At 41.0% G+C, this 22,686-nt stretch carries 24 protein-coding genes; 9 read left to right on the top strand and 15 right to left on the bottom strand.

The features are described 5' to 3' along the window. Nucleotides 1-22: 22 nt before the first annotated feature. Nucleotides 23-709: an NUDIX domain-containing protein gene (locus P2W71_RS24775; protein WP_276374105.1), complete on the top strand. Its 687-nt coding sequence runs from the start codon at nucleotides 23-25 to the stop codon at nucleotides 707-709. 36 nt (nucleotides 710-745) lie between these two features. On the opposite strand, the gene coaD is transcribed toward P2W71_RS24775, so the two are convergent. The 4 genes from coaD to P2W71_RS24755 all read right to left on the bottom strand — a co-directional run bounded on the left by coaD (nucleotide 746) and on the right by P2W71_RS24755 (nucleotide 3,477). Further along, a complete protein-coding gene (gene coaD, locus P2W71_RS24770) occupies nucleotides 746-1,207 on the bottom strand; it encodes a pantetheine-phosphate adenylyltransferase (RefSeq protein ID WP_276374104.1) in 462 nt (153 codons plus the stop codon). 29 nt (nucleotides 1,208-1,236) lie between these two features. Then, nucleotides 1,237-2,109 carry a DUF3822 family protein gene (locus tag P2W71_RS24765; protein WP_276374103.1) on the bottom strand — a complete coding sequence of 291 codons (873 nt, stop codon included), beginning with the start codon at nucleotides 2,107-2,109 and terminating at the stop codon, nucleotides 1,237-1,239. Nucleotides 2,110-2,126: 17 nt separating this feature from the next. After that, nucleotides 2,127-2,942, bottom strand: a complete 816-nt coding sequence (locus tag P2W71_RS24760; protein ID WP_276374102.1) for a hypothetical protein — start codon at nucleotides 2,940-2,942, stop codon at nucleotides 2,127-2,129. Nucleotides 2,943-3,015: 73 nt separating this feature from the next. Further along, nucleotides 3,016-3,477: an NUDIX hydrolase gene (locus tag P2W71_RS24755; protein WP_276374101.1), complete on the bottom strand. Its 462-nt coding sequence runs from the start codon at nucleotides 3,475-3,477 to the stop codon at nucleotides 3,016-3,018. A gap of 121 nt (nucleotides 3,478-3,598) precedes the next feature. Here P2W71_RS24755 and P2W71_RS24750 point away from each other — a divergent pair, with 121 nt between their 5' ends. Continuing rightward, nucleotides 3,599-4,015: a DUF1573 domain-containing protein gene (locus P2W71_RS24750; protein WP_276374100.1), complete on the top strand. Its 417-nt coding sequence runs from the start codon at nucleotides 3,599-3,601 to the stop codon at nucleotides 4,013-4,015. 45 nt (nucleotides 4,016-4,060) lie between these two features. Here the strand turns inward: P2W71_RS24750 and P2W71_RS24745 are convergent, their stop codons facing one another. Both P2W71_RS24745 and P2W71_RS24740 read right to left on the bottom strand, forming a co-directional pair. Next, nucleotides 4,061-4,435, bottom strand: a complete 375-nt coding sequence (locus P2W71_RS24745; protein WP_276374099.1) for a DUF423 domain-containing protein — start codon at nucleotides 4,433-4,435, stop codon at nucleotides 4,061-4,063. Nucleotides 4,436-4,507: 72 nt separating this feature from the next. Continuing rightward, a complete protein-coding gene (locus P2W71_RS24740) occupies nucleotides 4,508-5,173 on the bottom strand; it encodes a YggS family pyridoxal phosphate-dependent enzyme (RefSeq protein WP_276374098.1) in 666 nt (221 codons plus the stop codon). A gap of 41 nt (nucleotides 5,174-5,214) precedes the next feature. Between P2W71_RS24740 and P2W71_RS24735 the strand changes: the two genes are divergently transcribed. Continuing rightward, a complete protein-coding gene (locus P2W71_RS24735) occupies nucleotides 5,215-6,771 on the top strand; it encodes a GH3 auxin-responsive promoter family protein (RefSeq protein WP_276374097.1) in 1,557 nt (518 codons plus the stop codon). Next, nucleotides 6,755-7,378 (top strand): LysE family transporter, encoded by a 624-nt coding sequence (locus P2W71_RS24730; protein WP_276374096.1) that lies wholly within the window; start codon nucleotides 6,755-6,757, stop codon nucleotides 7,376-7,378. Before P2W71_RS24735 ends, P2W71_RS24730 begins: the two co-directional genes overlap by 17 nt. An 8-nt stretch (nucleotides 7,379-7,386) precedes the next feature. On the opposite strand, the gene P2W71_RS24725 is transcribed toward P2W71_RS24730, so the two are convergent. From P2W71_RS24725 to P2W71_RS24715, 3 genes are read right to left on the bottom strand one after another with little or no spacing between them, the layout of a single operon-like run. Then, nucleotides 7,387-8,430: a VWA domain-containing protein gene (locus tag P2W71_RS24725; protein WP_276374095.1), complete on the bottom strand. Its 1,044-nt coding sequence runs from the start codon at nucleotides 8,428-8,430 to the stop codon at nucleotides 7,387-7,389. Then, entirely contained in the window at nucleotides 8,423-9,319 is an 897-nt protein-coding gene (locus P2W71_RS24720; RefSeq protein ID WP_276374094.1) for a hypothetical protein, read from the bottom strand. The genes P2W71_RS24725 and P2W71_RS24720 overlap by 8 nt, the downstream gene beginning before the upstream one ends. Nucleotides 9,320-9,339: 20 nt before the next feature. Then, on the bottom strand, nucleotides 9,340-10,218 hold the full coding sequence (locus P2W71_RS24715; protein WP_276374093.1) for a DUF58 domain-containing protein: 879 nt from the start codon (nucleotides 10,216-10,218) through the stop codon (nucleotides 9,340-9,342). Nucleotides 10,219-10,488: 270 nt separating this feature from the next. Here P2W71_RS24715 and P2W71_RS24710 point away from each other — a divergent pair, with 270 nt between their 5' ends. Then, a complete protein-coding gene (locus P2W71_RS24710) occupies nucleotides 10,489-10,812 on the top strand; it encodes a DUF4296 domain-containing protein (protein WP_276374092.1) in 324 nt (107 codons plus the stop codon). After that, on the top strand, nucleotides 10,812-13,175 hold the full coding sequence (locus P2W71_RS24705) for an endonuclease MutS2 (RefSeq protein WP_276374091.1): 2,364 nt from the start codon (nucleotides 10,812-10,814) through the stop codon (nucleotides 13,173-13,175). Before P2W71_RS24710 ends, P2W71_RS24705 begins: the two co-directional genes overlap by 1 nt. A gap of 78 nt (nucleotides 13,176-13,253) precedes the next feature. On the opposite strand, the gene P2W71_RS24700 is transcribed toward P2W71_RS24705, so the two are convergent. The 6 genes from P2W71_RS24700 to P2W71_RS24675 all read right to left on the bottom strand — a co-directional run bounded on the left by P2W71_RS24700 (nucleotide 13,254) and on the right by P2W71_RS24675 (nucleotide 19,324). Next, nucleotides 13,254-13,736 (bottom strand): hypothetical protein, encoded by a 483-nt coding sequence (locus P2W71_RS24700; protein WP_276374090.1) that lies wholly within the window; start codon nucleotides 13,734-13,736, stop codon nucleotides 13,254-13,256. 229 nt (nucleotides 13,737-13,965) lie between these two features. Then, nucleotides 13,966-14,616 (bottom strand): ABC transporter ATP-binding protein, encoded by a 651-nt coding sequence (locus P2W71_RS24695; protein ID WP_276374089.1) that lies wholly within the window; start codon nucleotides 14,614-14,616, stop codon nucleotides 13,966-13,968. 86 nt (nucleotides 14,617-14,702) lie between these two features. Next, nucleotides 14,703-15,491 (bottom strand): acyl-ACP--UDP-N-acetylglucosamine O-acyltransferase, encoded by a 789-nt coding sequence (lpxA, locus tag P2W71_RS24690; protein ID WP_276374088.1) that lies wholly within the window; start codon nucleotides 15,489-15,491, stop codon nucleotides 14,703-14,705. Further along, nucleotides 15,488-16,885 carry a bifunctional UDP-3-O-[3-hydroxymyristoyl] N-acetylglucosamine deacetylase/3-hydroxyacyl-ACP dehydratase gene (locus tag P2W71_RS24685; protein ID WP_276374087.1) on the bottom strand — a complete coding sequence of 466 codons (1,398 nt, stop codon included), beginning with the start codon at nucleotides 16,883-16,885 and terminating at the stop codon, nucleotides 15,488-15,490. Before P2W71_RS24685 ends, lpxA begins: the two co-directional genes overlap by 4 nt. 70 nt (nucleotides 16,886-16,955) lie before the next feature. Next, nucleotides 16,956-18,017, bottom strand: a complete 1,062-nt coding sequence (lpxD, locus tag P2W71_RS24680; RefSeq protein ID WP_276374086.1) for a UDP-3-O-(3-hydroxymyristoyl)glucosamine N-acyltransferase — start codon at nucleotides 18,015-18,017, stop codon at nucleotides 16,956-16,958. Between the two features lie 71 nt (nucleotides 18,018-18,088). Beyond that, complete coding sequence (locus tag P2W71_RS24675) at nucleotides 18,089-19,324, bottom strand: HD domain-containing protein (protein WP_276374085.1); 1,236 nt, start codon at nucleotides 19,322-19,324, stop codon at nucleotides 18,089-18,091. Nucleotides 19,325-19,394: 70 nt separating this feature from the next. Here P2W71_RS24675 and P2W71_RS24670 point away from each other — a divergent pair, with 70 nt between their 5' ends. From P2W71_RS24670 to P2W71_RS24660, 3 genes are read left to right on the top strand one after another with little or no spacing between them, the layout of a single operon-like run. Then, nucleotides 19,395-20,954: a bifunctional response regulator/alkaline phosphatase family protein gene (locus tag P2W71_RS24670; RefSeq protein ID WP_276374084.1), complete on the top strand. Its 1,560-nt coding sequence runs from the start codon at nucleotides 19,395-19,397 to the stop codon at nucleotides 20,952-20,954. Further along, nucleotides 20,951-21,409, top strand: a complete 459-nt coding sequence (gene tsaE, locus P2W71_RS24665) for a tRNA (adenosine(37)-N6)-threonylcarbamoyltransferase complex ATPase subunit type 1 TsaE (protein ID WP_276374083.1) — start codon at nucleotides 20,951-20,953, stop codon at nucleotides 21,407-21,409. Before P2W71_RS24670 ends, tsaE begins: the two co-directional genes overlap by 4 nt. Then, complete coding sequence (locus tag P2W71_RS24660) at nucleotides 21,381-22,604, top strand: alanine dehydrogenase (protein ID WP_276374082.1); 1,224 nt, start codon at nucleotides 21,381-21,383, stop codon at nucleotides 22,602-22,604. Before tsaE ends, P2W71_RS24660 begins: the two co-directional genes overlap by 29 nt. Nucleotides 22,605-22,686: the final 82 nt, after the last annotated feature.

Here is a 22,686-nt window from a genome sequence, read left to right as displayed (position 1 = left end):
AAATGCCTTAACCCAATCAGTCATGATTATTTTTATCAACGATATACCTGTGCGGATTTTAAAGGCCGATGAGTTACCCGACCAGGGGAGGGTAAATATGGTGATTGATGCATCAGAAGAGGCAATATCGCAGGCCAAACTGATTCACCACGTTTGGATTCAAAAAGTTAGCGAAGATGATTTAGCCCTGCTATTGAATTTTTTGGACTCAAAAGTTCCGACAAGTCTGCTGTCTTTATACCTCTCTGTTAAAAATTACGATGGGGTAAAACAATTTTTACGAATGAAGTTTAAGGTCGTGAAAGCCGCAGGCGGACTAGTGCGTAAGAAGGATAAATTTCTCATGATTTATCGAATGAAAAAATGGGACCTTCCGAAAGGAAAAATAGAGAAGGGCGAGAAAAACAGAAGAGCTGCAGCACGTGAAGTTGAAGAAGAATGTAATGTGACTGTGAAGGTTGACGGGAAAATTTGTACTACATGGCACACCTATACCATGAACAAACGTGCTATGATCAAGAAGACACGTTGGTATATAATGGACGTTATTGATGATGCTAAAATGCGGCCTGCTGTGGAGGAAGATATTGAAGAGACGCGTTGGATGAATCGCAAGGAAGTATATCATGCGTTGGAGCTCTCGTATAAATCCATCAGTTACGTCTTCGAGCAATATTATGACATGATGGAGATCAAGCCTGCTAAATAATCAATAGTAAATTGGCTGTGATCCGCGAGGATGAAGTTACCTCAACTGATATGGAAGAAATTCGGAAACATCCCCACCATATTTATGTACCTCTCTCACGATCGATGAACTGATCCACGCGAACTTAGGTGTCGTAATGAGAAAAACAGATTCCAGGTCGGTGTACAATTGTCTATTAACTTGTGAAATACTATTCTCGTATTCAAAGTCAGTCGTATTACGAAGTCCCCTTAATAAAAAGCGCGCACCATTTTTCCGAGCAAATTCTGCAGTCAGCTCAGAGAATGTAACCACTTTTATGTTGGGATATTTTGAAAATGCACTTTCAATCAGATTCACCATCATGTTAATTTCAAAATAGCGCGTGCTCTTCTGCGCATTATAACCAAGCGCAATAATAATTTCGTCAAATAATTGAAGGCCCCGTAAAACAATATCTTCATGACCTTTTGTAAATGGGTCGAATGAACCCGGGAATAATGCAATTCTTTTTGTCATGATTACAGGTAGCTAAGTTCGTAAAGAACTTAATCGATAAGATGAATGCTATACAAATCAAAAAAATGATGATCCTGCACTTCGTCGAACACATAACCGAAACTCAAATAAGCAGGTTGGCTTCCAAATGCCACGTTGTTTATATATTTATAGAACTCGTGATAATGAGGTGAGTTTTTTCCGATGTATCCCCACAGCACGATTTGACTCGTTTGTTGATCCATGCTCAGCGACTTCATGACGAGCATGATGTATTTTATATAATCTGAAAATTGTTTGATGGCAAACTGATTATAATAGATGAGTTGCTCGCCTTTACACGAAATAATGTGAAGCTTAAAGCGATCAACATAAATGTAAAGCGGGTTGTCGGTACGACTCTTAGCGTATTCCATGGTACCCTCGATTAATGCAGCAGACTGGTGTGTAAGCACCGGAGCATTGTTTGGGTATACTTTAGCAAGCCAGTTTCTTAGATCTTTATTGATGGCAAAGACCGTTACCGCTTGTGCACGTTTATTGGATGACGCAACAAACGTTTCATTCGCGGAATCAATGTTTGCATTAAACTTTAAATAGTCTGCGAGAGAGTCTTCTGCGTAGAGTGCCTGAGGAACCTGAACGAACTTTTGATTTTTGAATGCAACTTTAATTTTTTTCCAAAAGCCTGCTCTAAGCAACGCATGAGAATCAAAAAGTTGATCAAGAATCAATAATAATTCTTCGTTGGAGGTCAACGATGGTAAGACGAAATCTTCCAACAGGAGAACCTTGCTAGCTACAGGTTCAATTACAAGGAGTTGAAAATCCCGCGTACCTATGTTAAGCAACAAGTGGTATTGATGAATGAATTCTTCATCAAAAAGTTCATCCTTGGTTTTCCTGATTAGCTTATATTGCAAGCCCGTAGTTTGCAATTTTATTCCCAGTTACCTGCTGTACCTACATCCAATCTTGATCCGAAACCCAGTGGCTGACGTTTTTTAGCTTCATTGCTTGCTTTTCTTTCAGGATTTATTGGCGCGGGGTCTTTGACTTCGATCACACTTACCATCGAGCCATTGCGGTCAATCTTGCCAACAAAAATGTCGAACATTTTTCCTTCAGAACCTGGAACCTGACCCAGGTTAGCAATGTCAACGTTGGGATTAAGATGATAGTCCCAAAGACTGATAAGATTTTGACCTCTCGTTACAGCGTCACCAGGTTTAATATTGGCAGTAGAGGTAATTGTTCCCTGCTCTATAAGATTATGAACATCCGTTTTTTCTTTGTCTTTTGCACGTAACCTGTAAGCGGGCGTGCCCTTTACAACGACATCATTTACTTTAACGAGGAACCCCATAAAAGTACCATCCGCAGCGGCGTTTACACTATAGTTCTTTTTGAAAATACGGTCTCTGGCAGGCATGAAACCTATCGTATCAATAATAACTTCTACTTTTTCTTCCCCATAACTTAACTGGGTAATTTTTTCTGTTCGGTTGGTAATGGGTACACGGCCATTTTCTATGAAGTTGCGCAGTGAATCCCAGTCAGCTGTGTAATGTCCGTGCTGCTCCAAAAAGGCCTTTTCAGCTTCTCTGATTACTGCAAGTTTGTCCGTTATTTGCTTTTCCGTGCTAGCGATAGACTCTTTGAATTCAATTGTTGAATGGATGCTATCATAAAGATAATAGGCCAGTCCTATGCTTACCAGGAAAAGGACAATGGATAATATTTTCGTCAGATTCATTGTAGAAGGTTTAGTGTGCAATAATAAATATTTTAAGGGGTAAATAACAAGCTACATTTTACAGAATGCCAAATTAAATCCGATAAAACCCAGTCAATTGACGCAACATGTTTGCGTTGTCGTATCTTTTCAGGATACCATGACGAGCTTCCACGGGTATTTGCTGTATTTCTGCGGGTGATAAAAACACGGCTTGTTCTATAACCTGCAACTCTGGGTCATAACCAGTTTTTAAATGGCCGGCGGTCATCTTGACATCAAAAAACAATTCAATGGCATGAAGTGGGGCCTTTATAAACTCGCAGCCGAATAAGAAATTTCCAGGTACCACTTCCAGGCCCGTCTCTTCTGCAAATTCTCTTTGAAGTGCAGCGGTTAATGACTCTCCAAACTCAACCCCACCACCTGGCGGTGACCAAAAGTCATGACCATCCATTTTGTGTTTCACCACCAGCAACGAGTCATTTTGCCAGCATAAACCACAAACCCGTATTCTAACCTTATTTCCATATATTTCGGCGATTTCTGAACTCATTTTAGGTTACCATAAGGCTTAATTCAAGATGCAAAATAAAGTCACACTCCGCTTACGGAAATTTTGAAATTTCTGGCAGAATTGTTGAGTGAAGGTTTTAAATTTGAAAAAAAAACTAGGTATGAAGAAATATTTGTTATTGATCGTTGTGCTTGGATTTGCCGCGCAAGGATTCGCACAACAACAGCCTGCGACACAAAATGGCCCTGTAATTACTTTCGAAAAGAAAACCCATGACTTTGGCGACATTGTTCAAGGAGATAAAGTGGAGGAAACTTTCAAGTTTGCAAACACCGGTACCGAACCTTTGATCATTACCAATGTTCAGGTAACCTGTGGATGTACCGTACCGAAGGGATGGCCGCGTGATCCGATTATGCCAGGAGGCAAAGCAGAATTGACCATTGCATTTAATAGTGCAGGAAAAATGGGCAAACAAAACAAGGTGGTAACTGTAATATCTAATGCGTCAAACGCTGATGGCGCCCAAATTACTTTTACAGCGAATGTCCTTGAGAAAAAAGGACAAACTCAATAACACATTTCTAATTCACTCAGATAATAAAGCCTCCTCGCGAGGCTTTTATTTTTTTATTGCACCGATTGCCAGGAGTATCCATCCAAGGATAAAAAAAATTCCGCCAATTGGTGTCACGGCGCCAAGTATAGTCATGCCACTAAGGCAGAGAATATAAAGACTACCGGAAAAAAATATTATTCCAAGAAGAAAAAATATTCCAGCATAGCTTAATTTTTTAGAATCCGCGTGGTTCATGATTAACGCAGTTGAAAGCAGCGCAAAAGCATGATAAAACTGATAGCGAACCGCAAGCTCGAAGGTCTCTATACGTCCTGATTCCAATAGCAACGGTTTAAGTGCATGGGCACCAAATGCGCCGATCGCGACAGCGAGTCCGCCCATAATCGCTCCCGACATAAGTATTGTTTGTTTTTGCATATCTAGGTTGCTACTTCATTAATTACGCGCATCAAGATTCATCGACGCTTCATTTGTTTGTATAATTTTTCATTAATTTCTTTCACCGAAAATTGCAGAGCCAACCCTCACCATAGTGCTTCCCTCTTCAATAGCAATTTTATAGTCCCCGCTCATTCCCATCGAAAGTTCCTGCATTTTTACCTTCGCCGGAAGCGGTGAGTTTTTTAGTTTTTCAAAAAATGTTTTCAAGCTTCTAAATTCTCTTCGCACCTGCTCCAGATTGTCTGTAAAGGTAGCCATGCCCATAAGACCAAAGATTTGAACATGGTTAAGTTTTTTTAGAGCATCAGATCTAAGTAATTCCAAAACTTCATTTTCGGAGAATCCAAATTTTGATTCCTCTTCCGCAATGTGAATTTGCAACAAGCATGAAATCGTTCTATCGATTTTTGATCCTTGTTTATTGATTTCTTCAAGAACATTAAAACTATCGACAGAGTGAATCAAATGAATAAACGGCGCTATGTATTTTACTTTGTTTGTCTGCATATGACCGATCATGTGCCATTCAATGTCTTTTGGTAACGCGTCAAACTTTGGTACAAGTTCTTGCACGCGGTTTTCTCCAAACATGCGTTGACCAGCTTCATAAGCCTCTTTTATTTTTTCAATGGGGTTCGTTTTGCTTACGGCGATCAGTTTACAACCGGATGGTATGTGCTGCCGAAGATTATTTATATTATTTTTAATATTCATTGTCTATTTTTAGCCATTAAATCCATCAAATTAACGCAATTATGGCGATCCTCGGAAAATTGTTGAAGAAAGGAATCACGCTTCGTGAGATGTTGGAGGAGGAATATACGTCGCCATTTGATCTTCAAAAAAATGAATTAAAGGAGTTGTTGATAACGGCAAGTCAAACTGAATTCGGCAAATTCCATAACTTCTCAGATATTCTTAATGGATTTCGTAAAGACGATAAGGAATTCTACAAGCGTTTTAAGAGTCACATTCCTATTTATACGTACAACAGAATTTATGCCGATTGGTGGAAGCTCGCGTTAAGAGGTGTCAAAAATGTATGCTGGCCTGGTCGTGTGAAGTATTTTGCGCTGAGTTCTGGGACCTCTGAGGCGTCTTCAAAATATATTCCTGTTACTAAGGAAATGACCAAGGCGATTCAAAAAACAAGTATCCGCCAAATTCTGACCTTGTCAAAATATGACCTCAAGCCCGAAATGTTTGAATCCGGAATTTTGATGCTGGGTGGAAGCACACATTTGAATAAGCGTGGAAGTTTTTTCGAAGGTGACTTAAGTGGAATTCAGGCAGCGCGGTTGCCATTCTGGTTTCAGCATTTTTATAAGCCCGGAAAGAAAATTGCGAAGACACGAAATTGGGATTCAAAGTTAAATGAGATCGCCAAGAAAGCATGGGAGTGGGATATAGGTATCGTTGTAGGGGTACCGGCATGGATACAGATTTTGATGGAGAAAATCATTAAGTATCATAAACTAAAAAATATTCATGAGATCTGGCCGAACCTGGAAGTATATGTTCACGGTGGGGTTTCATTCGATCCATATCGGAAAGGGTTTGAAAGGTTATTGGGTAAACCTATTCATTATATAGAAACCTATTTGGCGTCCGAGGGATTTATTGCGTTTCAGGCGTATCCCAACCGTAGGACTATGCGCTTGGTATTGAATAATGGAATCTTTTATGAATTTGTTCCTTTTGAAGAGAAAAACTTTAACTCAAATGGAGAAGTTGTGCCGGATGCTGAAACGTTGTTGATCAATGAAGTAGAGGAGGGAAAGGAGTATGCCATTCTCCTATCTACATGCGCTGGTGCTTGGCGGTATCTCATTGGTGATGTTATTAAATTTGCTTCCCTGGAAGAATGTGAAATCGTGATAACCGGGAGAACCAAACATTTTTTGAGTCTTTGCGGAGAACATTTATCGGTGGATAATATGAACAAAGCGATTGAATTGGTTTCTAACGAGTTTAATATCACCATACCCGAGTTTGCCGTCGCTGGTATCCCGCATGAATCCCTATTCGCGCATCATTGGTTTATTGGGACAGATGACGCCGTGGACCGGACGATGTTAAAAGAAAAACTTGATGAGCATTTGAGAAAATTAAATGATGATTATGCAGTTGAGCGCAGCGCTGCATTAAAGGACATCTTCGTGGATGTACTGCCCGTTAAGACCTTTTATGATTGGATGGAATCTAAAGGTAAAGTTGGCGGGCAAAATAAATTCCCTCGTGTAATTAAAAATGCACAACTGGAAGACTGGAAAAACTTCCTGCAATTGCATGCCAATGGACATCATCATTAAAGGCATTTTATCAGGGATTGTCCTGGCGCTTCTCGTCGGCCCAGTTTTTTTTACATTACTTCAAACAAGCATTGAGCGTGGATTCATCAGTGGCGTCTTTGTAGCTATCGGAATTTCTTTGTGTGATTCTGTGTATATACTCATCTCATACCTCGGGTTATCACAATTTCTAGCGACTAACAATTTCAGACACTATATGGCGTATGGTGGCGGCGTTATCCTGCTGCTTTTTGGTTTGTACTATCTACTTATCAAAAGCAAGAAGTTAGCACAATATGATCCTCAAAAAATAGAAAGTGCCAGTGGATTCCGGCTGGCTGCAAAAGGATTTATTATAAATGGATTGAGCCCAATGGTGTTGTTTTTCTGGCTGGCGACTGTGAGTGTTGCAACCACCCAACTTGGGTATGATACCAATAAAAAAGTCTTTATATTTTTCGGCTCAATCGTATTGACCGTATTTACAACAGATGTTGTTAAAGCCAAGCTTGCGGACAAACTGCGTGTTCTTGTAACGCCAAGGGTAATTAGAATCATGAACATTGTGTTGGGCGTGGTCATGATAATTTTTGCAGGTAAACTTATTCTATTCCCCGACAACGTCTAATCAATATGTCAGTCCTGTAATACGTTTGAAATAAAGGTAGATTTTAGCATTAACCAAAGTAAGAAAAATGCAACGCCCCATTGCAGGTAAATGAAGTAATAGTCCGAAGTATCCTTGAATCGTGTTTCCTTGATTTCTGCCTTTTCGTATTGATCGATTTTGTTGAAGACTTGCTGTAACGCCTGGTTATCTGTTGCCCTGAAAAATTCTCCGCCGCCGATGCTTGCTATCTTACGCATGGTGGTTTCATCGACGGTATTTTCAATCATGTTTTGTCTCCCGAAAAAATCCTTGCCAAAAGGAACAAGCCCTTCCTTACCCACAACAATGGTATAAGTCTTGATTCCATAAGCGGCAGCGAGTTCAGCCGCAGTAATGGGATCGATGTTCCCGGCAGTATTATCTCCATCGCTTAACAAAATACAAACTTTTGATTTGGCTTCTGATTCACTCATTCGATTGGTTACAACGGCCAACGCACTTCCTATTGCTGTTCCTCTGTTTTCGATCATTTCAAAATTTATTTCATCCAGGTATGATTTCAATAGATCATAGTCTGTTGTTAGGGGGGATAGGGAAAATGCATCGCCCGAAAAAACAACCAGGCCAATACGATCCTGAACGCGGCCGTCAATAAAATTTCTGGCTACCTTCTTGGCAGCCTCAAGCCGATTCGGCGGAAAGTCTTCAATTTGCATGGATTGTGATATGTCCAATGCAATCATGATATCAATTCCTTCTGTCCATTGATCTACCTTTTCATTGGTTTTCTGTGGCCGCGCTAAAGCCAGGCATACCAATGCAAGCACGAACATGAGCAGTAACTCGGGGACCATTCGAACGAGGGTGAGCGGCGAAACATGAAGATCTTTTTGTGTGACGGCGACAGGCAATTTTTGATTGAATTTATGCCGCCAAAACCAACGGAGAATAAAGATTAACGGTACAGCTATTAACACATATAAAAACATTTCGTTTTCCCATGTAAACGAATTCAAGGTCGAGAGGCTGAACCATTCCAAAGAGTACCAGGGTGTCAAATCATTATCCATGTTTCACCTCCTCCAATTTCTTGGTAAAACGCTGATCGGCAAATTGCTTTAGGCTTTCAAGAGATTCAATAACGGATGTGTTATGACCATAGATTGCCCCGTCAATGGCATGCAAATTTTTTCCCAGTACATCATTATTTTCGAGTTGCGTCGTTTCACGTGTCGTTAATTTAGTATACGGTCTAGCTTCTAATTGCTCCATATATTTTTTCCAATTTGCCAGAGCATGTTCTGTATTGGTGGGAGAAAATGCAGACTTGATCGCAGTTACCTGATTGTCATAGGTTTCTAAAAACTTTTGATGGGCTTTAAACATTTTCTTTAGTCTGAAATGCCTTCTGATTTTCTCGCCAAACCCGATCCACACTACAGCAGCGATTATTAACAAAGCGCCTAGCACAATTAGCAACACAGGATAATTAATCTGGTAGGGGACATCCTCGTACAACGTATTTGATCTTAACGGTGCGTTTTGAGCAGTGATTGTATCCGGAATGTTTTTAGCGAGTTCTGCCAGAAATATGGTGTCGACATTCGACGTGTACATCGTGCAGTCCTGTGCATTGAGCTGGAAAATCGGGAGGCTGAGAGTTTGGCTCCGGTCTATTTCAAATGTCGACAAGTAATAAATAACGCTGTCATAACTTTTTCCAGCGGTCGTTTTGGTGGGAAAATATCGTTTGCTGTTAAACTCAAACGGACTGAAATTATAAGTTGAGTCAGGAAAAATGAGATTGAGATTGCTGGGATATTGTGCTGTTAAATAAAATCCTGTTTCGTCCCCAACCTGGAGGCTATCTAAAAAAAAGCCACTTCGAATAATTACATCCTGCGCAAATGAAGCACCAACACCACTGAACCAAATCGCAGCAACGAATAAATATTTCATAACATTTCCGGCGCTCATTCTCAGGTTGATTTCAACGATTTGTTTCTTACTTTAAATAAGCGCAATAATTTAGGAACATAATCTTCATCTGTGTCCAGCGAGATAAAATTGATTTGATGCTTACGACTGAATTGTTCAAGTTCAGATTTGCGGGCGCGGAGCCGCTCACTTATCTTTTTTCTGAAATCGCCGAATGACGTATTAACCCATAATGTGCGTTTCGTTTCCTTGTCAATAATCGGAATAATTCCAAGTTTAGGTAAACGTGTTTCTCGTTTATCGCTGATGTGTATAATCACCAAGTCATGCCGACGCGCTAATGCTTTAAGATTATGAAAGTATCCTTCATCGATAAAATCAGAAATGAGTATGACTACACTTCTTCTTTTGATAGCGTTCAGCGAAAAAGCAATGGCTTTTGTTAAATTCGTTTTTAATGATTGGGGCTTTAGTTTGACCAGCGTGCTGATGATTTCATAGGCCTGCAGGTTTCCCTTCACCGGCTTTATATATTTTTCTTTAATATCAGAAAAACAGATCAGGCCAACATGGCCCGATTCTTTGGTTGCCGAGAGTGCCAGGACACCACAAATTTCTTTGCCGATGTCGGCCTTGGTACTTCCCGGATAGCCTATATCTTCTGAAGCACTGACGTCAAGAATGAAAAATACGGTCTGTTCCTTTTCTTCTCTAAAGGTTTTAACGAAGGTTCCATGTCCTTTTGCGGATACATTCCAATCAATGGTTCGGATGTCATCGCCATACTGGTAGGGGCGTACATCATCAAACTCAAGCCCAGATCCTTTAAAGATGGAATGGAAATCACCTTGCATTTGGCTATTGATAGCCTTGCGTATCTGAATTTCGTACTTTCTTAACTTCTTTAAGAGGTCTTTCATCTAACACTATTTTCGGTATGAATAATCATGCCTGACAAAAACTTGCTGGCATTTTATAACTGAATCCGCAATACCCCGTTTCTTCCAATACAAATTGGAACGAATCAAAAGGATCTTGTATTCAGGTATAACAGGAAAACAAGTTTAACGATTACCCATGAGGGTCAAAAATAGAACAATTATGAGTATTTTGCCCCACTCAAAATTGAGTTTAGGTTGATAATGATTGCAAAAGGCTTAACATATCGAATTGTCCTGAGCATTCTGTTCATGATATTATTATTGGGAGTATCATGCGGAGATAGCGACGCCGATAAGAATAACATTCTTACCCAATCCCAAATGGTAAAGGCATTAATGGAAGTTTATTTGTCTGAACAAAAAATCAACAAGCTTGGCTTGCCACGTGATTCGGCAGAAGCGGAATTCAAGCGATTCCGGCCTGTAATTTTCGAAAAAGTTGGGGTATCGGATTCAGCTTTTAAAAAGTCATTCGATTATTATATGGATCATCCTGTGGAAATGGAAAAAATTTACACGGCCCTTGTTGATTCGTTGAGCCTGATGGAGCAGCGCCTTGATTCTTCCAAATAATGATCTACCCGGAATCCTTTGAGAGTAAATTAGGCTTTGATCAAATTCGAACGAAGCTCAAAGATTATTGTCTTTCGCCTGCGGGCCAGGCATGGGTTGACAATATGAGGTTCAGCACTGACTTTGAATTCGTCAAGGTTTTGTTGAATCAAAATCTGGAGTTTAGAATGATTTTGGAAAAAGGTGAACCATTTCCGTCGCGACATTTCTTTGATCCTACAGATTGGATACAAAAAATAAACCTTGAAGGTAATTGGCTGGAGGCTGAAGAGTTTTTAAATCTTGCTTACGGCATTGAGGCGATTGTAGCGTGCAAAGTTTTTTTATCTAAAAATGCAGAAACTTATCCGCAACTTTTCTTGCTTTCTCAACCTATTGCCATTACAGGTCAATTGGCGCAACAGGTGTATTTGAAAATCGATGATAAAGCGCAGGTAAAGGATTCAGCAAGTTCGGAACTTGGAAGAATCAGGAAGAAATTAAGGGACGAGCAAAGCCGTGTACGGAAACTTACTGATCAGATTTTCAGAAGTGCTGTCAGTGCCAGTTGGGTTCCCGAAGGTGCTTTACCAACCATTCGTGATGGACGTGTTGTGATTCCAATTTTAGCAGAACATAAGCGCAAGCTAAAAGGATTTATATTGGATGAGTCGGCCACCGGGCAGACCGTTTTTATGGAACCAACAGAAATGTTGGATGCGAATAATGAAATTCGTGAACTTGAACACGAAGAAAAAAGAGAAGTAATACGCATATTGAAAGCGTTGACCGAGGAATTCAGGTTGCAGTTGCCTGTTATTAAATCATCCTTCAGGTTTTTGGCTCAGATAGATTTTATACGTGCGAAAGCCAGGTTTTCGTTAGAGATCACTGCCGACAAGCCGATACTGGAAAGACAACCAGAACTCACCTGGTATAATGCAAAACATCCGCTGTTGTATTTAAGTCTGAAAGGCAAACGCGAGGTTGTTCCATTGACCATAGAATTAAATCAAGCGCATCGAATGCTTTTGGTGTCTGGGCCGAATGCAGGAGGTAAATCAGTATGCTTGAAGACCGTTGGCTTGTTACAATACATGGTGCAGTGCGGATTGCTGATTCCGGTTTCAGAACGATCGCGTGTTGGAATTTTTCAAGACATTTTTCTCGACATTGGCGATCAGCAGTCGATCGAGAATGATTTGAGTACCTACAGCAGTCATCTCAGGAATATGAGTGTGTTTATTCAATCGGCATCAAATAAGTCGCTGGTTCTGCTGGATGAACTAGGCTCCGGTACGGATCCGAATTTTGGTGGAGCGATTGCCCAGGCAATATTAGAATCTCTTTTGCAGAAGCAGGTTTGGGGGGTTGCCACAACACATTACTATAATTTGAAATTGTATGCGAGCCAGCATCCGGGTATCCAAAACGCCGCGATGCGTTTTGATGACAAAAACTTGCTTCCGTTGTACATATTGGATATCGGTAAACCCGGGAGTTCATTCGCATTAGAAATTGCAAAGAAAACTGGATTACCTTCAAAGACACTTGAAGCAGCAGAGAAGTTAGTAGGGAAAGATCTTGCTGGCTTTGAAACATTAGCCCGGTCGTTGGACAAGGAAAGACAGGAATTAAGCGTTAAGATCAGCAAACTTGAAAAACAAGAAGCCGAGCTGAAACAATCACTTGCGCGATATCAATCACTTTCCACGGAGCTTGAAACAAAAAAGAAAGATATTCTCAACAAGGCAAAAGAGGATGCTTCCAATTTGTTGAAACAAACAAACCGCGAGATTGAAAAGACCATTCGCCATATAAAAGAAAATAAGGCTGAGAAAAAGGAAACACTGAAAGTCAGAAAGAACTTGGAAACGCTTACCCATAAGGTTGCGACACCCGTAAAACCAGAGCAACCTGCTGCAGAACAATTGAAAGAGGGAGACCGGGTTCGTATTGCAGGACATGAGGGGAGTGGGATTATTCTTTCAATACAAGGTAAACATGCAACTGTTCAATTCGGCTTATTAAAATCCGTCACCAACGTTAACAAATTGGAAAAAATTACCGCTGCTGTGGAAAAAGAAATTGGTGCCAGGTTGCGATCGGCTGGAATCAATGTGATTGAGAAGCGTGCTCATTTTAATCCAACGCTGGATATACGTGGCAAGCGGGTAGACGAAGTTATTGGCATCTTGGATCAATATCTCGACACCGCGATTTTACTCGGACAAGGTGAGCTTCGCATCTTGCATGGTAAAGGTGAGGGCGTGTTAAGAAAAATCGTACGCGAGCATTTAAAGCGATATAAAGAAGTGGTCTCCGTCAATGATGAACATATTGAACGTGGGGGCGACGGTATTACGGTTGTTGTTTTAAAATAGGATCCTCGTTGACACAGCAAAAATTGAGGCATAAAAAAGCCCCTGGTTATGGGCTTTTACATAATATCAGTTAAAATTTTATGGTCGGGTAAAAGTAAACACCCAATCTCCTTCTACTACGGCGACTTTACCGTTATTGAAGCCGGTGCCCGTATAATTAAAAGCAAGGCTAAGTTGTTTGTCGGAGTTAGATAAGGTGTACGTCATTTCAACATCGTCGGAGAGTCTGATAATTTTGTTGGTAACACTTCCTGAAACAAACTTCCAGGTACCATCTTTTTGCCATGGGCTGGTTGACGGCCAATCCGTGGCTGAGCTTGTATAACTGTAGGTGCCACCAGTGCTAAAGGTGCCAACGAAGGATAATGTCATTCCAGGGTATTCCGCAGTTCGGTCCGTTCCATCGCTTGCTGAAATGAGCGTCCATTGGGCTGCTTTCAGTTTATCTAATTGGACTTCTTCCTCAGACTTTTCCGGGTCATCATCACCGCCACAGTTGCTAAGCAATAACGTAACGCTAACGAGTAATAAAAAAGATAAAATTCTGCTTAAATGGTTCATGGTTATGATTTTAGTATCGCTAATATCCGTGTAAAAATGATGAAATCAAAAGTTAGTTCCGAGGCACACTGCTGCCTTTTAACCTTACAGCTTAATCTATTGTCGGGTGATCTTGTAACCTGCAGTTATAACTTGGAATAAGACGCTTTATCGAGAATTCAAGATTTTTAACCCCAGATAAGCTACCCGAAGGTTGGTACTATAAGCATGGTTTTCACGAAAGGGGGCATCATTTAAGATCGAGAATGTTTAGGATTTTGGCATTCTGCGGATATTCGCTGGCTTGATTGGAAGCGATAAAAATAGTGCATTGCAGAGGTAAACCCTTTAACTGTTCATGGTACCAGGAGGCTGCGTTCGAATCCAGGTTAGTTGTAGGTTCATCCAAAAAAATAAGGTCGGCCTGAGTAAAAAAAGCGAGGGCGAGTTTTACACGTTGCTTCATACCAGAAGAAAAGTTTGCAATGTGTTTATCTCTGGCTTTAGTCAGTTGCATTTTGTCAAGAATCTCATGTTCATCCATGTTGTTCCGACTGCGCTTCATTTTAAAATGGAAGCGAAGATGTTCTAGTAACGTAAATTCTTCAATCAAATCGAGATATGGTGTGGCAATGGCAAGGTGTCTGTATATCTCTTCAACAGGAATTTCATGAGACGCATTCTTGTATTTTAATTCTCCTTTTGACTGAGGTAACTGTCCCCAAAGAACTTGCAGTAAGGTTGATTTGCCTGAGCCATTGGGGCCTGTAATGGCATAAACGTTAGCAGGCTCAAATTTGTAATTCAGATTCCGGAAAATCCATTCACGATTGAATCTTTTACCGAGATCTTTTACGATAATTTCAATATTCCCGACAGAACTTTTCTCGGAGGAGGTCATGTATTCCGTTAATCTTTAGCTGTTAATCGGAATTAAAAATTAAACTGTTAAACAAGAAATCGTCAATATTATTGGTACAGTCAGCTTCAATCATTTCCACCGTAACCTTTCATTATACCTCGCTCGGAGGTCCTAATGAAGTCAACAATATAATCTTTTTCGGGGCTGGCAGGCACTTCTTTTTCGACAATGTCGAGCGCTTTTGAATTATTCAAACCCTTTAGAAAAATGTACCTGTAGATTTCCTGAATTTCATTGATCTTCTCTGACGGAAATCCGCGTCGTCTTAGTCCAACGGTGTTAATACCCGCATAAGTAAGTGGCTCGCGCGCTGCTTTTGTATATGGAGGTACATCTTTCCGTACGAGAGATCCCCCCGATAACATAACATGTGCGCCAACTTTCACGAACTGATGCAATGCACTAGCCCCACCGATAATGGCCCAATCATCGATAGTAACATGCCCGGCGACTTGTACTGTGTTTACAAGAATACAATTATTACCTACAATACAATCGTGTGCAACATGGACATACGCCATCAATAAGCAATTCTTTCCGATTACGGTTTGAAATTTATCAGTAGTTCCGCGGCTTATGGTGACAGCTTCCCGAATAACAGTATTATCGCCAATGACAGTCTGCGTTTTTTCGCCTGCGAATTTCAGGTCTTGAGGTATAGATGAAACAGAAGCACCAGGAAATACCTTCACATTTTTACCTAGTCTTGAGCCGTCCCAAATAATTGCGTTTGGTCCTATCCAGCATCCATCTTCAATGACGACATCTTTTTGAACAGTAGCGAAGGGCTCTATGATAACATTGTTACCGATTTGAGCTTCAGGGTGTACGTTAGCGTTGGGAAATCTACTCATGAATCTTTTCGAACTATGCTGGCGGTCATGGTACCTTCGCATACAAGCGTATTGCCGACGTATGCTCGGCCCGTCATTTTAGCTATTCCTCTTTTAATAGGAGCAAGAAGATCGCACTGAATGACCAGGGTATCACCAGGAAGTACCATTTTTCTAAATCTGAAATTTTCAATGCCTAAAAAATAAGTCCAATAGTTTTCAGGATCAGGAACAGTATGCAAAACCAAGATGCCGCCTATTTGAGCCATGGCTTCAATTTGAAGTACACCTGGCATAACAGGATTTCCGGGAAAGTGTCCTTGAAAGAAGTACTCATTCGCCGTAACATTTTTTACGCCCGCAACACTTTCGTTATCGAGATAAATGATTTTATCTATCAACAAGAATGGATAACGGTGTGGTAGCGTCGCTGCTACTTTGTTAATATCCATCACTGGCGGCAAGCTCGGATTATATTTGGGTTTCCCTTTCTTATCCGATTCCTGCATAGCCTTCTTCAGCTTCTTTGCGAACGCTACGTTAGCAGCATGGCCGGGACGAGCAGCAAGCACCTGTGCTTTTAATGGTCTCCCTGCCAGCGTAAGATCCCCTACAATATCCAAGAGCTTATGACGGGCAGGTTCATTCTTGTAACGTAATTCTATGTTATTTAAAATGCCTTCCTGCTTGATAGCGACTTTTGGTTTGCCAAGCATTTTAGCAATGTTGTCTAACTCATTTTCTTGTACAACCCGATCAACAATTACGATGGCGTTGTTCAAATCTCCACCCCGGATAAGATTGTTTTTATATAACATCTCTAACTCATGAAGGAAACAAAACGTCCTGCATGAGGCGATCTCTTTTTCAAATTGGCGAATGTCAGTGATCGATGCGTGCTGACTGCCGAGTACCGGAGAATTGTAATCAATCATTACCGTTACCCTGTAGTCATCTAGCGGAAGCGCCGCGATCTCAACGTTACGGGCCGCTTCACGATAAAACAGCGGTTCCTGAACTTCAAAGAAATCACGTAATGCATTTTGCTCTTCGGTACCCGCCGCTTTTAATGTACCAACGAATTCGATCGAACTGCCATCCATAATTGGACATTCCGGACCATCGAGCTGAATGAGCACGTTATCAATTTCAAGTCCCGTTAAGGCCGCAAGTGTATGTTCTATTGTACTTACCCGGGCGCCACTTTGTTCAATGGTAGTACCGCGTGAAACGTCGACCACATTATCACAATCAGCGTCGATGATGGGAGATCCCGGAACATCAATGCGTTGAAATTTAATACCATGATTGGGTTTGGCAGGTACAAAAGTCATATTTGTTTGTACCCCTGTATGAAGTCCGACACCCGAAAGGGTAACTGATTTCTGAATTGTTTGCTGTTTAATATTGAGCATGGAATTGCAAAGTGCGCAAATTTACGCTCAAATCCTTGTATTATCCAATTTTGTGACGTCAGAGTGGGATTTACTCCGTTGATCCGGAGCCATTTCGCGATGTTTGCATTTTATCTTCTAGTTCTCGCAGACGATGATTAATGTCGGGTAACTTTTTGAATACAGCATAAGATTTAAAATAGGATCCGAATTCAAATGCCGGATATCCCATTAGGCGGAGACCTTCTTCTTTAATTGATTTTGAAACTCCACTCTGCGCACCCAGGTGCGTATTGTTAGCGATCGTAATGTGACCTGCAATTCCTACCTGGCCAGCCATCAGACAGTTTTCTCCAATCTTTGTCGAACCTGAAATACCAGATTGAGCAGCAATGACCGTATTTTTTCCGATTTCAACATTGTGCGCAACCTGTATAAGATTGTCAAGTTTTACGCCTTGCCGAATAATAGTCGAATCACCAAACAACGTAGCACAATCAATGACGGTATTTCCGCCGATCGCAACATTGTCTTCAATGGTTACATTACCAAGCTGCGGAATGGTTTTATATGATCCGTCTTCCTGAGGCGCAAAACCAAATCCATCGCTTCCAATCACTGCGCCTGAGTGGATCACGCAGTTGTTGCCAATTTTTGTACCTGCATAAATCTTAACGCCAGGATGGAGAATAGTGTTGTTGCCGATCACCACGTTGTCGCCAACATAGGTATGCGGATATATTTTAACATTGTCACCAATACGGGCATTACTGCCAATGTACGAGAACGCACCTCTGTAAATATCTTTTCCCGTGGAAGCGGTATTATCAATGAAGCTCGGTTGCTCAATACCAGTCTTTTGAAAGCTGACTAGTTTATGATATTCTTCCAGCAGCCGTGTAAAGCTGATGTATGGATCATCCACTAAAATCAGCGTTGCATTTATTTCTTTCCTCGCGATAAAATCTTTTTTTACAATCACGGCTGTCGCTTGTGTTGTATAGATGTATTGTTCGTATTTTGGATTTGAAAGAAAGGCAATTTGTCCTTGTTTGGCGTCCTGAATTTTGGCGAGCATTTTAATTTTTTCGTTGCCGTTTCCTTTTACCTCTCCGCCCAACATCATGGCTATTTGATTGACGCTAAATTCCATACTCAGTGGTTTTTTCAAAGATAGTGTTATCTCCTTCACCAATTATCAAAATATAATATCAGATAACAGGATTACGAATTCAGCAAAGATACATTTTTAGGCCAGCACAGATAGTTTTTTTTAACGATTTTGCTGATGGCCTTTATGTTTGGTAAATCGGAAGCTTGCGCGATGTCAAGCAACTCCCCGTTTCTCATTAAAATGTTTATCTGATGACCTTCGGCATATGCCTCATTGGATACTATGCCATGCGAGAATAGGTAGGGAGTTTCTGATCTGAGGGTATTATATGTTTTCATGATGGAGGCCTGTATATTCGCAACCTCATTTCTCCTAATCGGTTCTATGCTGAGCCGAACTTTGAAGAGTCTTCGTTCAAGAAGCATGCGTGATAATAACGACAAAATATTATCGCTGTTGTTTTGCCAGCATTTCAGTGAACCCCAAATATCATTATCATCCAATTCACCAAAACGTGAAAGAAGATCTTCATTTTCCTTAAAGCTCGTTAGCGTCAATTTGTTTTTTAGAAATACGTGTAAGGCATCACTTGCTGGCAACGTTTCGTCTGCACGCACAAGTGCTTGTGCTCGGCGGATGACATTAACCAACATCCGTTCCGCACTTACCGATGTTTTATGCAAATAAACCTGCCAATACATCAGCCTTCGCGCATTCAGGAAATTCTCGATGCTATAAATTCCTTTTTCTTCCACCACGAGCTGATCCTGATGCACATTGAGCATAGCAAGAATTCTATCCACGCCAATGGTACCTTCCTGCACACCAGTAAAAAAACAATCCCTTTTTAGATAATCGAGCCGATCGATATCCAATTGACTTGAAATAAGCTGATGAAAAAATTTCCGTGGATAGCTGTCTCGAAAAATCTGGAGCGTGAGATTTAATGCACCCTTCGTTTCTTCATTGAGCTTATCGATAAATAAATATGACAAACTTTCGTGTTTTATGCCAGACAGCAGTACATGCTCTAAGGTATGTGAGAACGGTCCATGCCCAATATCGTGGAGTAGGATTGAAATTTGGGAAGCCTCATATTCCTGATGAGAAATTTCCACGCCCTTTAAGCGTAGCTGATCCAGTACTTTCCCCATCAAATGCATGGCACCCAAAGCATGCTGAAAGCGGGTGTGCAGGGCGCCAGGGTAAACATAATGGGTTAATCCGAGTTGTTTAATGTGCCGAAGGCGCTGAAAGAAACGATGGGAGATGATCTCGTAGATAAGCTCACTCGGGATGGTAATAAATCCGTAAACAGGATCATTAATTAGCTTCTTTTTAATCATCCGCAGTCTTCCTCATCCGGATTACAACCAAGGATCGAGATTAATGGTTAAATTCGTAAAAATTTTAGTTATGCAAAGATATAGCATTTTGTGGGCCGACGACGAGATTGATTTACTTAAGCCGCATATTATTTTCCTTGAACAAAGAGGTTATGATATAACCCCCGTCAACAATGGGACCGAAGCTGTTGAGAAGAGTGATGAGAGACATTACGACGTGGTTTTCTTAGACGAAAATATGCCAGGCATGTCAGGATTGGAAGCCTTAACCCAGATAAAAAACAATAAGCCTAACCTTCCCGTGGTAATGATTACCAAAAACGAGGAAGAGCACATCATGGAAGAAGCGATCGGTTCAAAAATCGCTGACTATCTCATTAAGCCATTAAACCCCAGTCAGATTTTACTTTCGGTCAAAAAAATATTGGACAACAAAAGGCTTGTTATTGAGAAGACCAATCTCAATTACCAGCAGGAATTCAGAAGAATCAGCATGGCCTTTCAAGACGTGATGAACCATGAACAGTGGGCCGATATTTACAAAAAACTTGTTTTCTGGGAACTCCAGATCGATCAGGCGGATAACCAGGAGATGGGCGATGTATTGGACATGCAGAAGACGGAAGCGAATGCAAGCTTTGCCAAGTTCATTATTCGTAATTATGATTCATGGCTAAATGATCCTAAATCGGACAAACCTCTGTTATCTCACCAGATAATGAAGCGGAAAATTTTTCCTGAGCTGGGTAAAAAGCCTGTGTTCGTCATATTGATTGATAATCTGCGATATGATCAGTGGAAGGTGATAGAACCAGAACTCGCGGCCTATTTCAATGTTGAAAAAGAAGAAACGTATTATTCAATTCTTCCGACCACTACCGCGTATGCCCGCAATGCAATCTTCTCCGGACAACTCCCCTCCGAGATGGCTAAGACTAATCCAGCGCTCTGGGTTGGCGAAGATGAAGATGAAGGGAAAAATAATTTTGAAGATGAATTCCTGGCAAAGCAGCTTCGAAGAAATAATCTGAACATCAAAATGTCGTATCATAAAATTAAGAATTTAGAGGAGGGTCGAAACTTGGTTGATACGGTAAATAATCTTTTTCAAAACGATTTGAATGTGATTGTTTACAACTTTGTGGATATGCTTTCGCATGCGCGCACTGACATGGCCATGGTTAGAGAATTAGCTCCTGATGAGTCAGCTTATCGCTCCATCACTAAGTCATGGTTTTTACATTCCCCTCTCATAGACATTTTGAAAAAGATAGCAGAAAAAGATGTTAGAGTTGTTATCACGACAGACCATGGTACCATTCGCGTTAAACGGCCTTTTAAAATTATCGGCGACCGGTCAGTAAATTCAAATCTGCGGTATAAACAAGGAAAGAACCTGGGGTACGAGGGTGATAAAGTGATGACGGTGCAGAAACCTGAAAGATTATTCCTCCCCAAGTTGAATGTTTCTTCAAGTTATGTTTTTGCTATCGAAGACCAGTTTTTCGCGTACCCTAATAATTATAATTATTATGTGAATTTTTACAAAGATACGTTTCAGCATGGCGGCGTAAGTATGGAAGAAATAATCATTCCTATTATTTTCTTAAATTCGAAAAACGTGTCATGACCCGGGATAACGGTGTGTTCCGATCTGTAACGGAATCGGATATGATGTTGGTAGCAAAAGAGATTGTCAGGAGGATAAATGATATCCGTGTCTGGTTGTTTCATGGGGAAATGGGATCGGGAAAGACTACTTTGATTAAGCTGGTCTGCAAAATTTTAGGCGTAACGGAGGGGATGAGCAGCCCAACATTTTCAATTGTAAATGAATATCAAACCATTAGTAAAGAAAAAATTTATCATTTTGATTTTTATAGGATAAGGAATGAAGTTGAAGCAATGGATATTGGAACCGAAGAATATTTTTATTCCGGAGACCCATGTTTTATTGAATGGCCAGAAAAAATCCCATCGCTAATTCCTTCGCGTTATGCGGAAGTAAAAATTGAACTTGAAAGTAATACCCAACGAACAATAGCCATCGCTGTCCATGACGGAAAAGAAGAAAACAGGATTTGAAGCATTAGCCAAAGCCAGCCTCCACCCCCAGGAAAAATTACTGGAAGTAAAAAAGAACAAGCATGCTTTTTTTATTGGATTACCGCGTGAAATATCCCTCCAGGAAAACCGAATAAGTTTAACGCCTGATGCAGTTGCTATTTTGATTAACAACGGTCACGAAATATGGGTGGAAGCGAAAGCGGGCTTGGGCTCCAAATTCTCTGACAAGGAATACAGCGATGCCGGGGCAAAAATTGTTTACTCGCCGCAAGAGGTTTATAAAGCTGATGTCATTTTGAAAATAGAGCCGCCCACGTTGGAGGAAATCGAATTGATGCATCCAGGCCAGACGTTAATTTCAGCGCTTCAAATGGGACAATTGAAAGCAGAAGTTCTTCAAGCCATGCTAAAGAAGAAAATTATTGCATTGGCTTACGAATTCATTGAAGATAAAGTAGGAGGGATGCCCATCATCCGGGCGATGAGTGAAATAGCCGGCAGCTCGGTGTTGTTGATCGCATCAGAATATTTGAGTACTGCCAACAACGGAAAAGGTGTTATTCTCGGTGGCATCACAGGTGTTCCTCCAACGAAAGTAGTCATCATAGGAGCGGGTACGGTGGCGGAATATGCTGCACGTGCGGCCCTCGGGCTCGGCGCCGAAGTACAGGTATTTGATAATCATCTTTATAAGCTGCGACGCATTAAACATCTATTAGGGCAGCAAATTTATACATCAACCATTGATACGGTTACACTAGGTGACACGTTGAAGACAGCTGATGTTGTGATCGGTGCCTTACGAGCTGAGAAAGGAAGAGCACGCCACGTTATCACGGAAGAGATGGTAACACAGATGAAACCAGATTCCCTGATCATCGATTTAAGTATTGACCAGGGCGGCTGCGTGGAGACCTCTGAGATTACAACATTAAGCAAACCCGTTTTCAGAAGGCATGATGTTATCCATTACTGCGTTCCTAATGTCGCTTCACGGGTAGCGCATACTGCTGCAAACGCTTTAAGCAACATTTTTACACCAACCATTTTAAGGGCTGCAGAAGAAGGTGGGGTAGAACCTATGATCTTTACGCATAAGTGGTTCATGAAAGGCGTGTATACCTTCAGGGGTAGCCTTACCAATGAACACGTGGCGCGGAAATTTGCATTGAAGTTTAAAAACATTGAACTCTTAATTGCGGCGCGGATCTAGACTGGTATGTGTTTTTTAAGTTAGAGATGATTGTTTATTCAAATACCCGCAAGAAGGGGGATTGATCTCCAAGGGTGTATGC

It is taken from the genome of Chryseolinea sp. H1M3-3 (genome assembly GCF_029360725.1).
Classification (GTDB): domain Bacteria; phylum Bacteroidota; class Bacteroidia; order Cytophagales; family Cyclobacteriaceae; genus Chryseolinea.
Note: the sequence above shows the minus strand (reverse complement) of the source record. Positions and strands in the feature narration are given on the sequence as shown.

Bases quoted from the DNA above. Each gene is read 5' to 3' on its own strand.
- P2W71_RS24775 (WP_276374105.1), top strand. From the start codon at position 23: ATGATTATTTTTATCAACGATATACCTGTGCGGATTTTAAAGGCCGAT.
- coaD (WP_276374104.1), bottom strand. From the start codon at position 1,207: ATGACAAAAAGAATTGCATTATTCCCGGGTTCATTCGACCCATTTACA.
- P2W71_RS24760 (WP_276374102.1), bottom strand. From the start codon at position 2,942: ATGAATCTGACGAAAATATTATCCATTGTCCTTTTCCTGGTAAGCATA.
- P2W71_RS24755 (WP_276374101.1), bottom strand. From the start codon at position 3,477: ATGAGTTCAGAAATCGCCGAAATATATGGAAATAAGGTTAGAATACGG.
- P2W71_RS24750 (WP_276374100.1), top strand. From the start codon at position 3,599: ATGAAGAAATATTTGTTATTGATCGTTGTGCTTGGATTTGCCGCGCAA.
- P2W71_RS24745 (WP_276374099.1), bottom strand. From the start codon at position 4,435: ATGCAAAAACAAACAATACTTATGTCGGGAGCGATTATGGGCGGACTC.
- P2W71_RS24740 (WP_276374098.1), bottom strand. From the start codon at position 5,173: ATGAATATTAAAAATAATATAAATAATCTTCGGCAGCACATACCATCC.
- P2W71_RS24735 (WP_276374097.1), top strand. From the start codon at position 5,215: ATGGCGATCCTCGGAAAATTGTTGAAGAAAGGAATCACGCTTCGTGAG.
- P2W71_RS24730 (WP_276374096.1), top strand. From the start codon at position 6,755: ATGGACATCATCATTAAAGGCATTTTATCAGGGATTGTCCTGGCGCTT.
- P2W71_RS24725 (WP_276374095.1), bottom strand. From the start codon at position 8,430: ATGGATAATGATTTGACACCCTGGTACTCTTTGGAATGGTTCAGCCTC.
- P2W71_RS24720 (WP_276374094.1), bottom strand. From the start codon at position 9,319: ATGAAATATTTATTCGTTGCTGCGATTTGGTTCAGTGGTGTTGGTGCT.
- P2W71_RS24715 (WP_276374093.1), bottom strand. From the start codon at position 10,218: ATGAAAGACCTCTTAAAGAAGTTAAGAAAGTACGAAATTCAGATACGC.
- P2W71_RS24710 (WP_276374092.1), top strand. From the start codon at position 10,489: ATGATATTATTATTGGGAGTATCATGCGGAGATAGCGACGCCGATAAG.
- P2W71_RS24705 (WP_276374091.1), top strand. From the start codon at position 10,812: ATGATCTACCCGGAATCCTTTGAGAGTAAATTAGGCTTTGATCAAATT.
- P2W71_RS24700 (WP_276374090.1), bottom strand. From the start codon at position 13,736: ATGAACCATTTAAGCAGAATTTTATCTTTTTTATTACTCGTTAGCGTT.
- P2W71_RS24695 (WP_276374089.1), bottom strand. From the start codon at position 14,616: ATGACCTCCTCCGAGAAAAGTTCTGTCGGGAATATTGAAATTATCGTA.
- lpxA (WP_276374088.1), bottom strand. From the start codon at position 15,491: ATGAGTAGATTTCCCAACGCTAACGTACACCCTGAAGCTCAAATCGGT.
- P2W71_RS24685 (WP_276374087.1), bottom strand. From the start codon at position 16,885: ATGCTCAATATTAAACAGCAAACAATTCAGAAATCAGTTACCCTTTCG.
- lpxD (WP_276374086.1), bottom strand. From the start codon at position 18,017: ATGGAATTTAGCGTCAATCAAATAGCCATGATGTTGGGCGGAGAGGTA.
- P2W71_RS24675 (WP_276374085.1), bottom strand. From the start codon at position 19,324: ATGATTAAAAAGAAGCTAATTAATGATCCTGTTTACGGATTTATTACC.
- P2W71_RS24670 (WP_276374084.1), top strand. From the start codon at position 19,395: ATGCAAAGATATAGCATTTTGTGGGCCGACGACGAGATTGATTTACTT.
- tsaE (WP_276374083.1), top strand. From the start codon at position 20,951: ATGACCCGGGATAACGGTGTGTTCCGATCTGTAACGGAATCGGATATG.
- P2W71_RS24660 (WP_276374082.1), top strand. From the start codon at position 21,381: ATGACGGAAAAGAAGAAAACAGGATTTGAAGCATTAGCCAAAGCCAGC.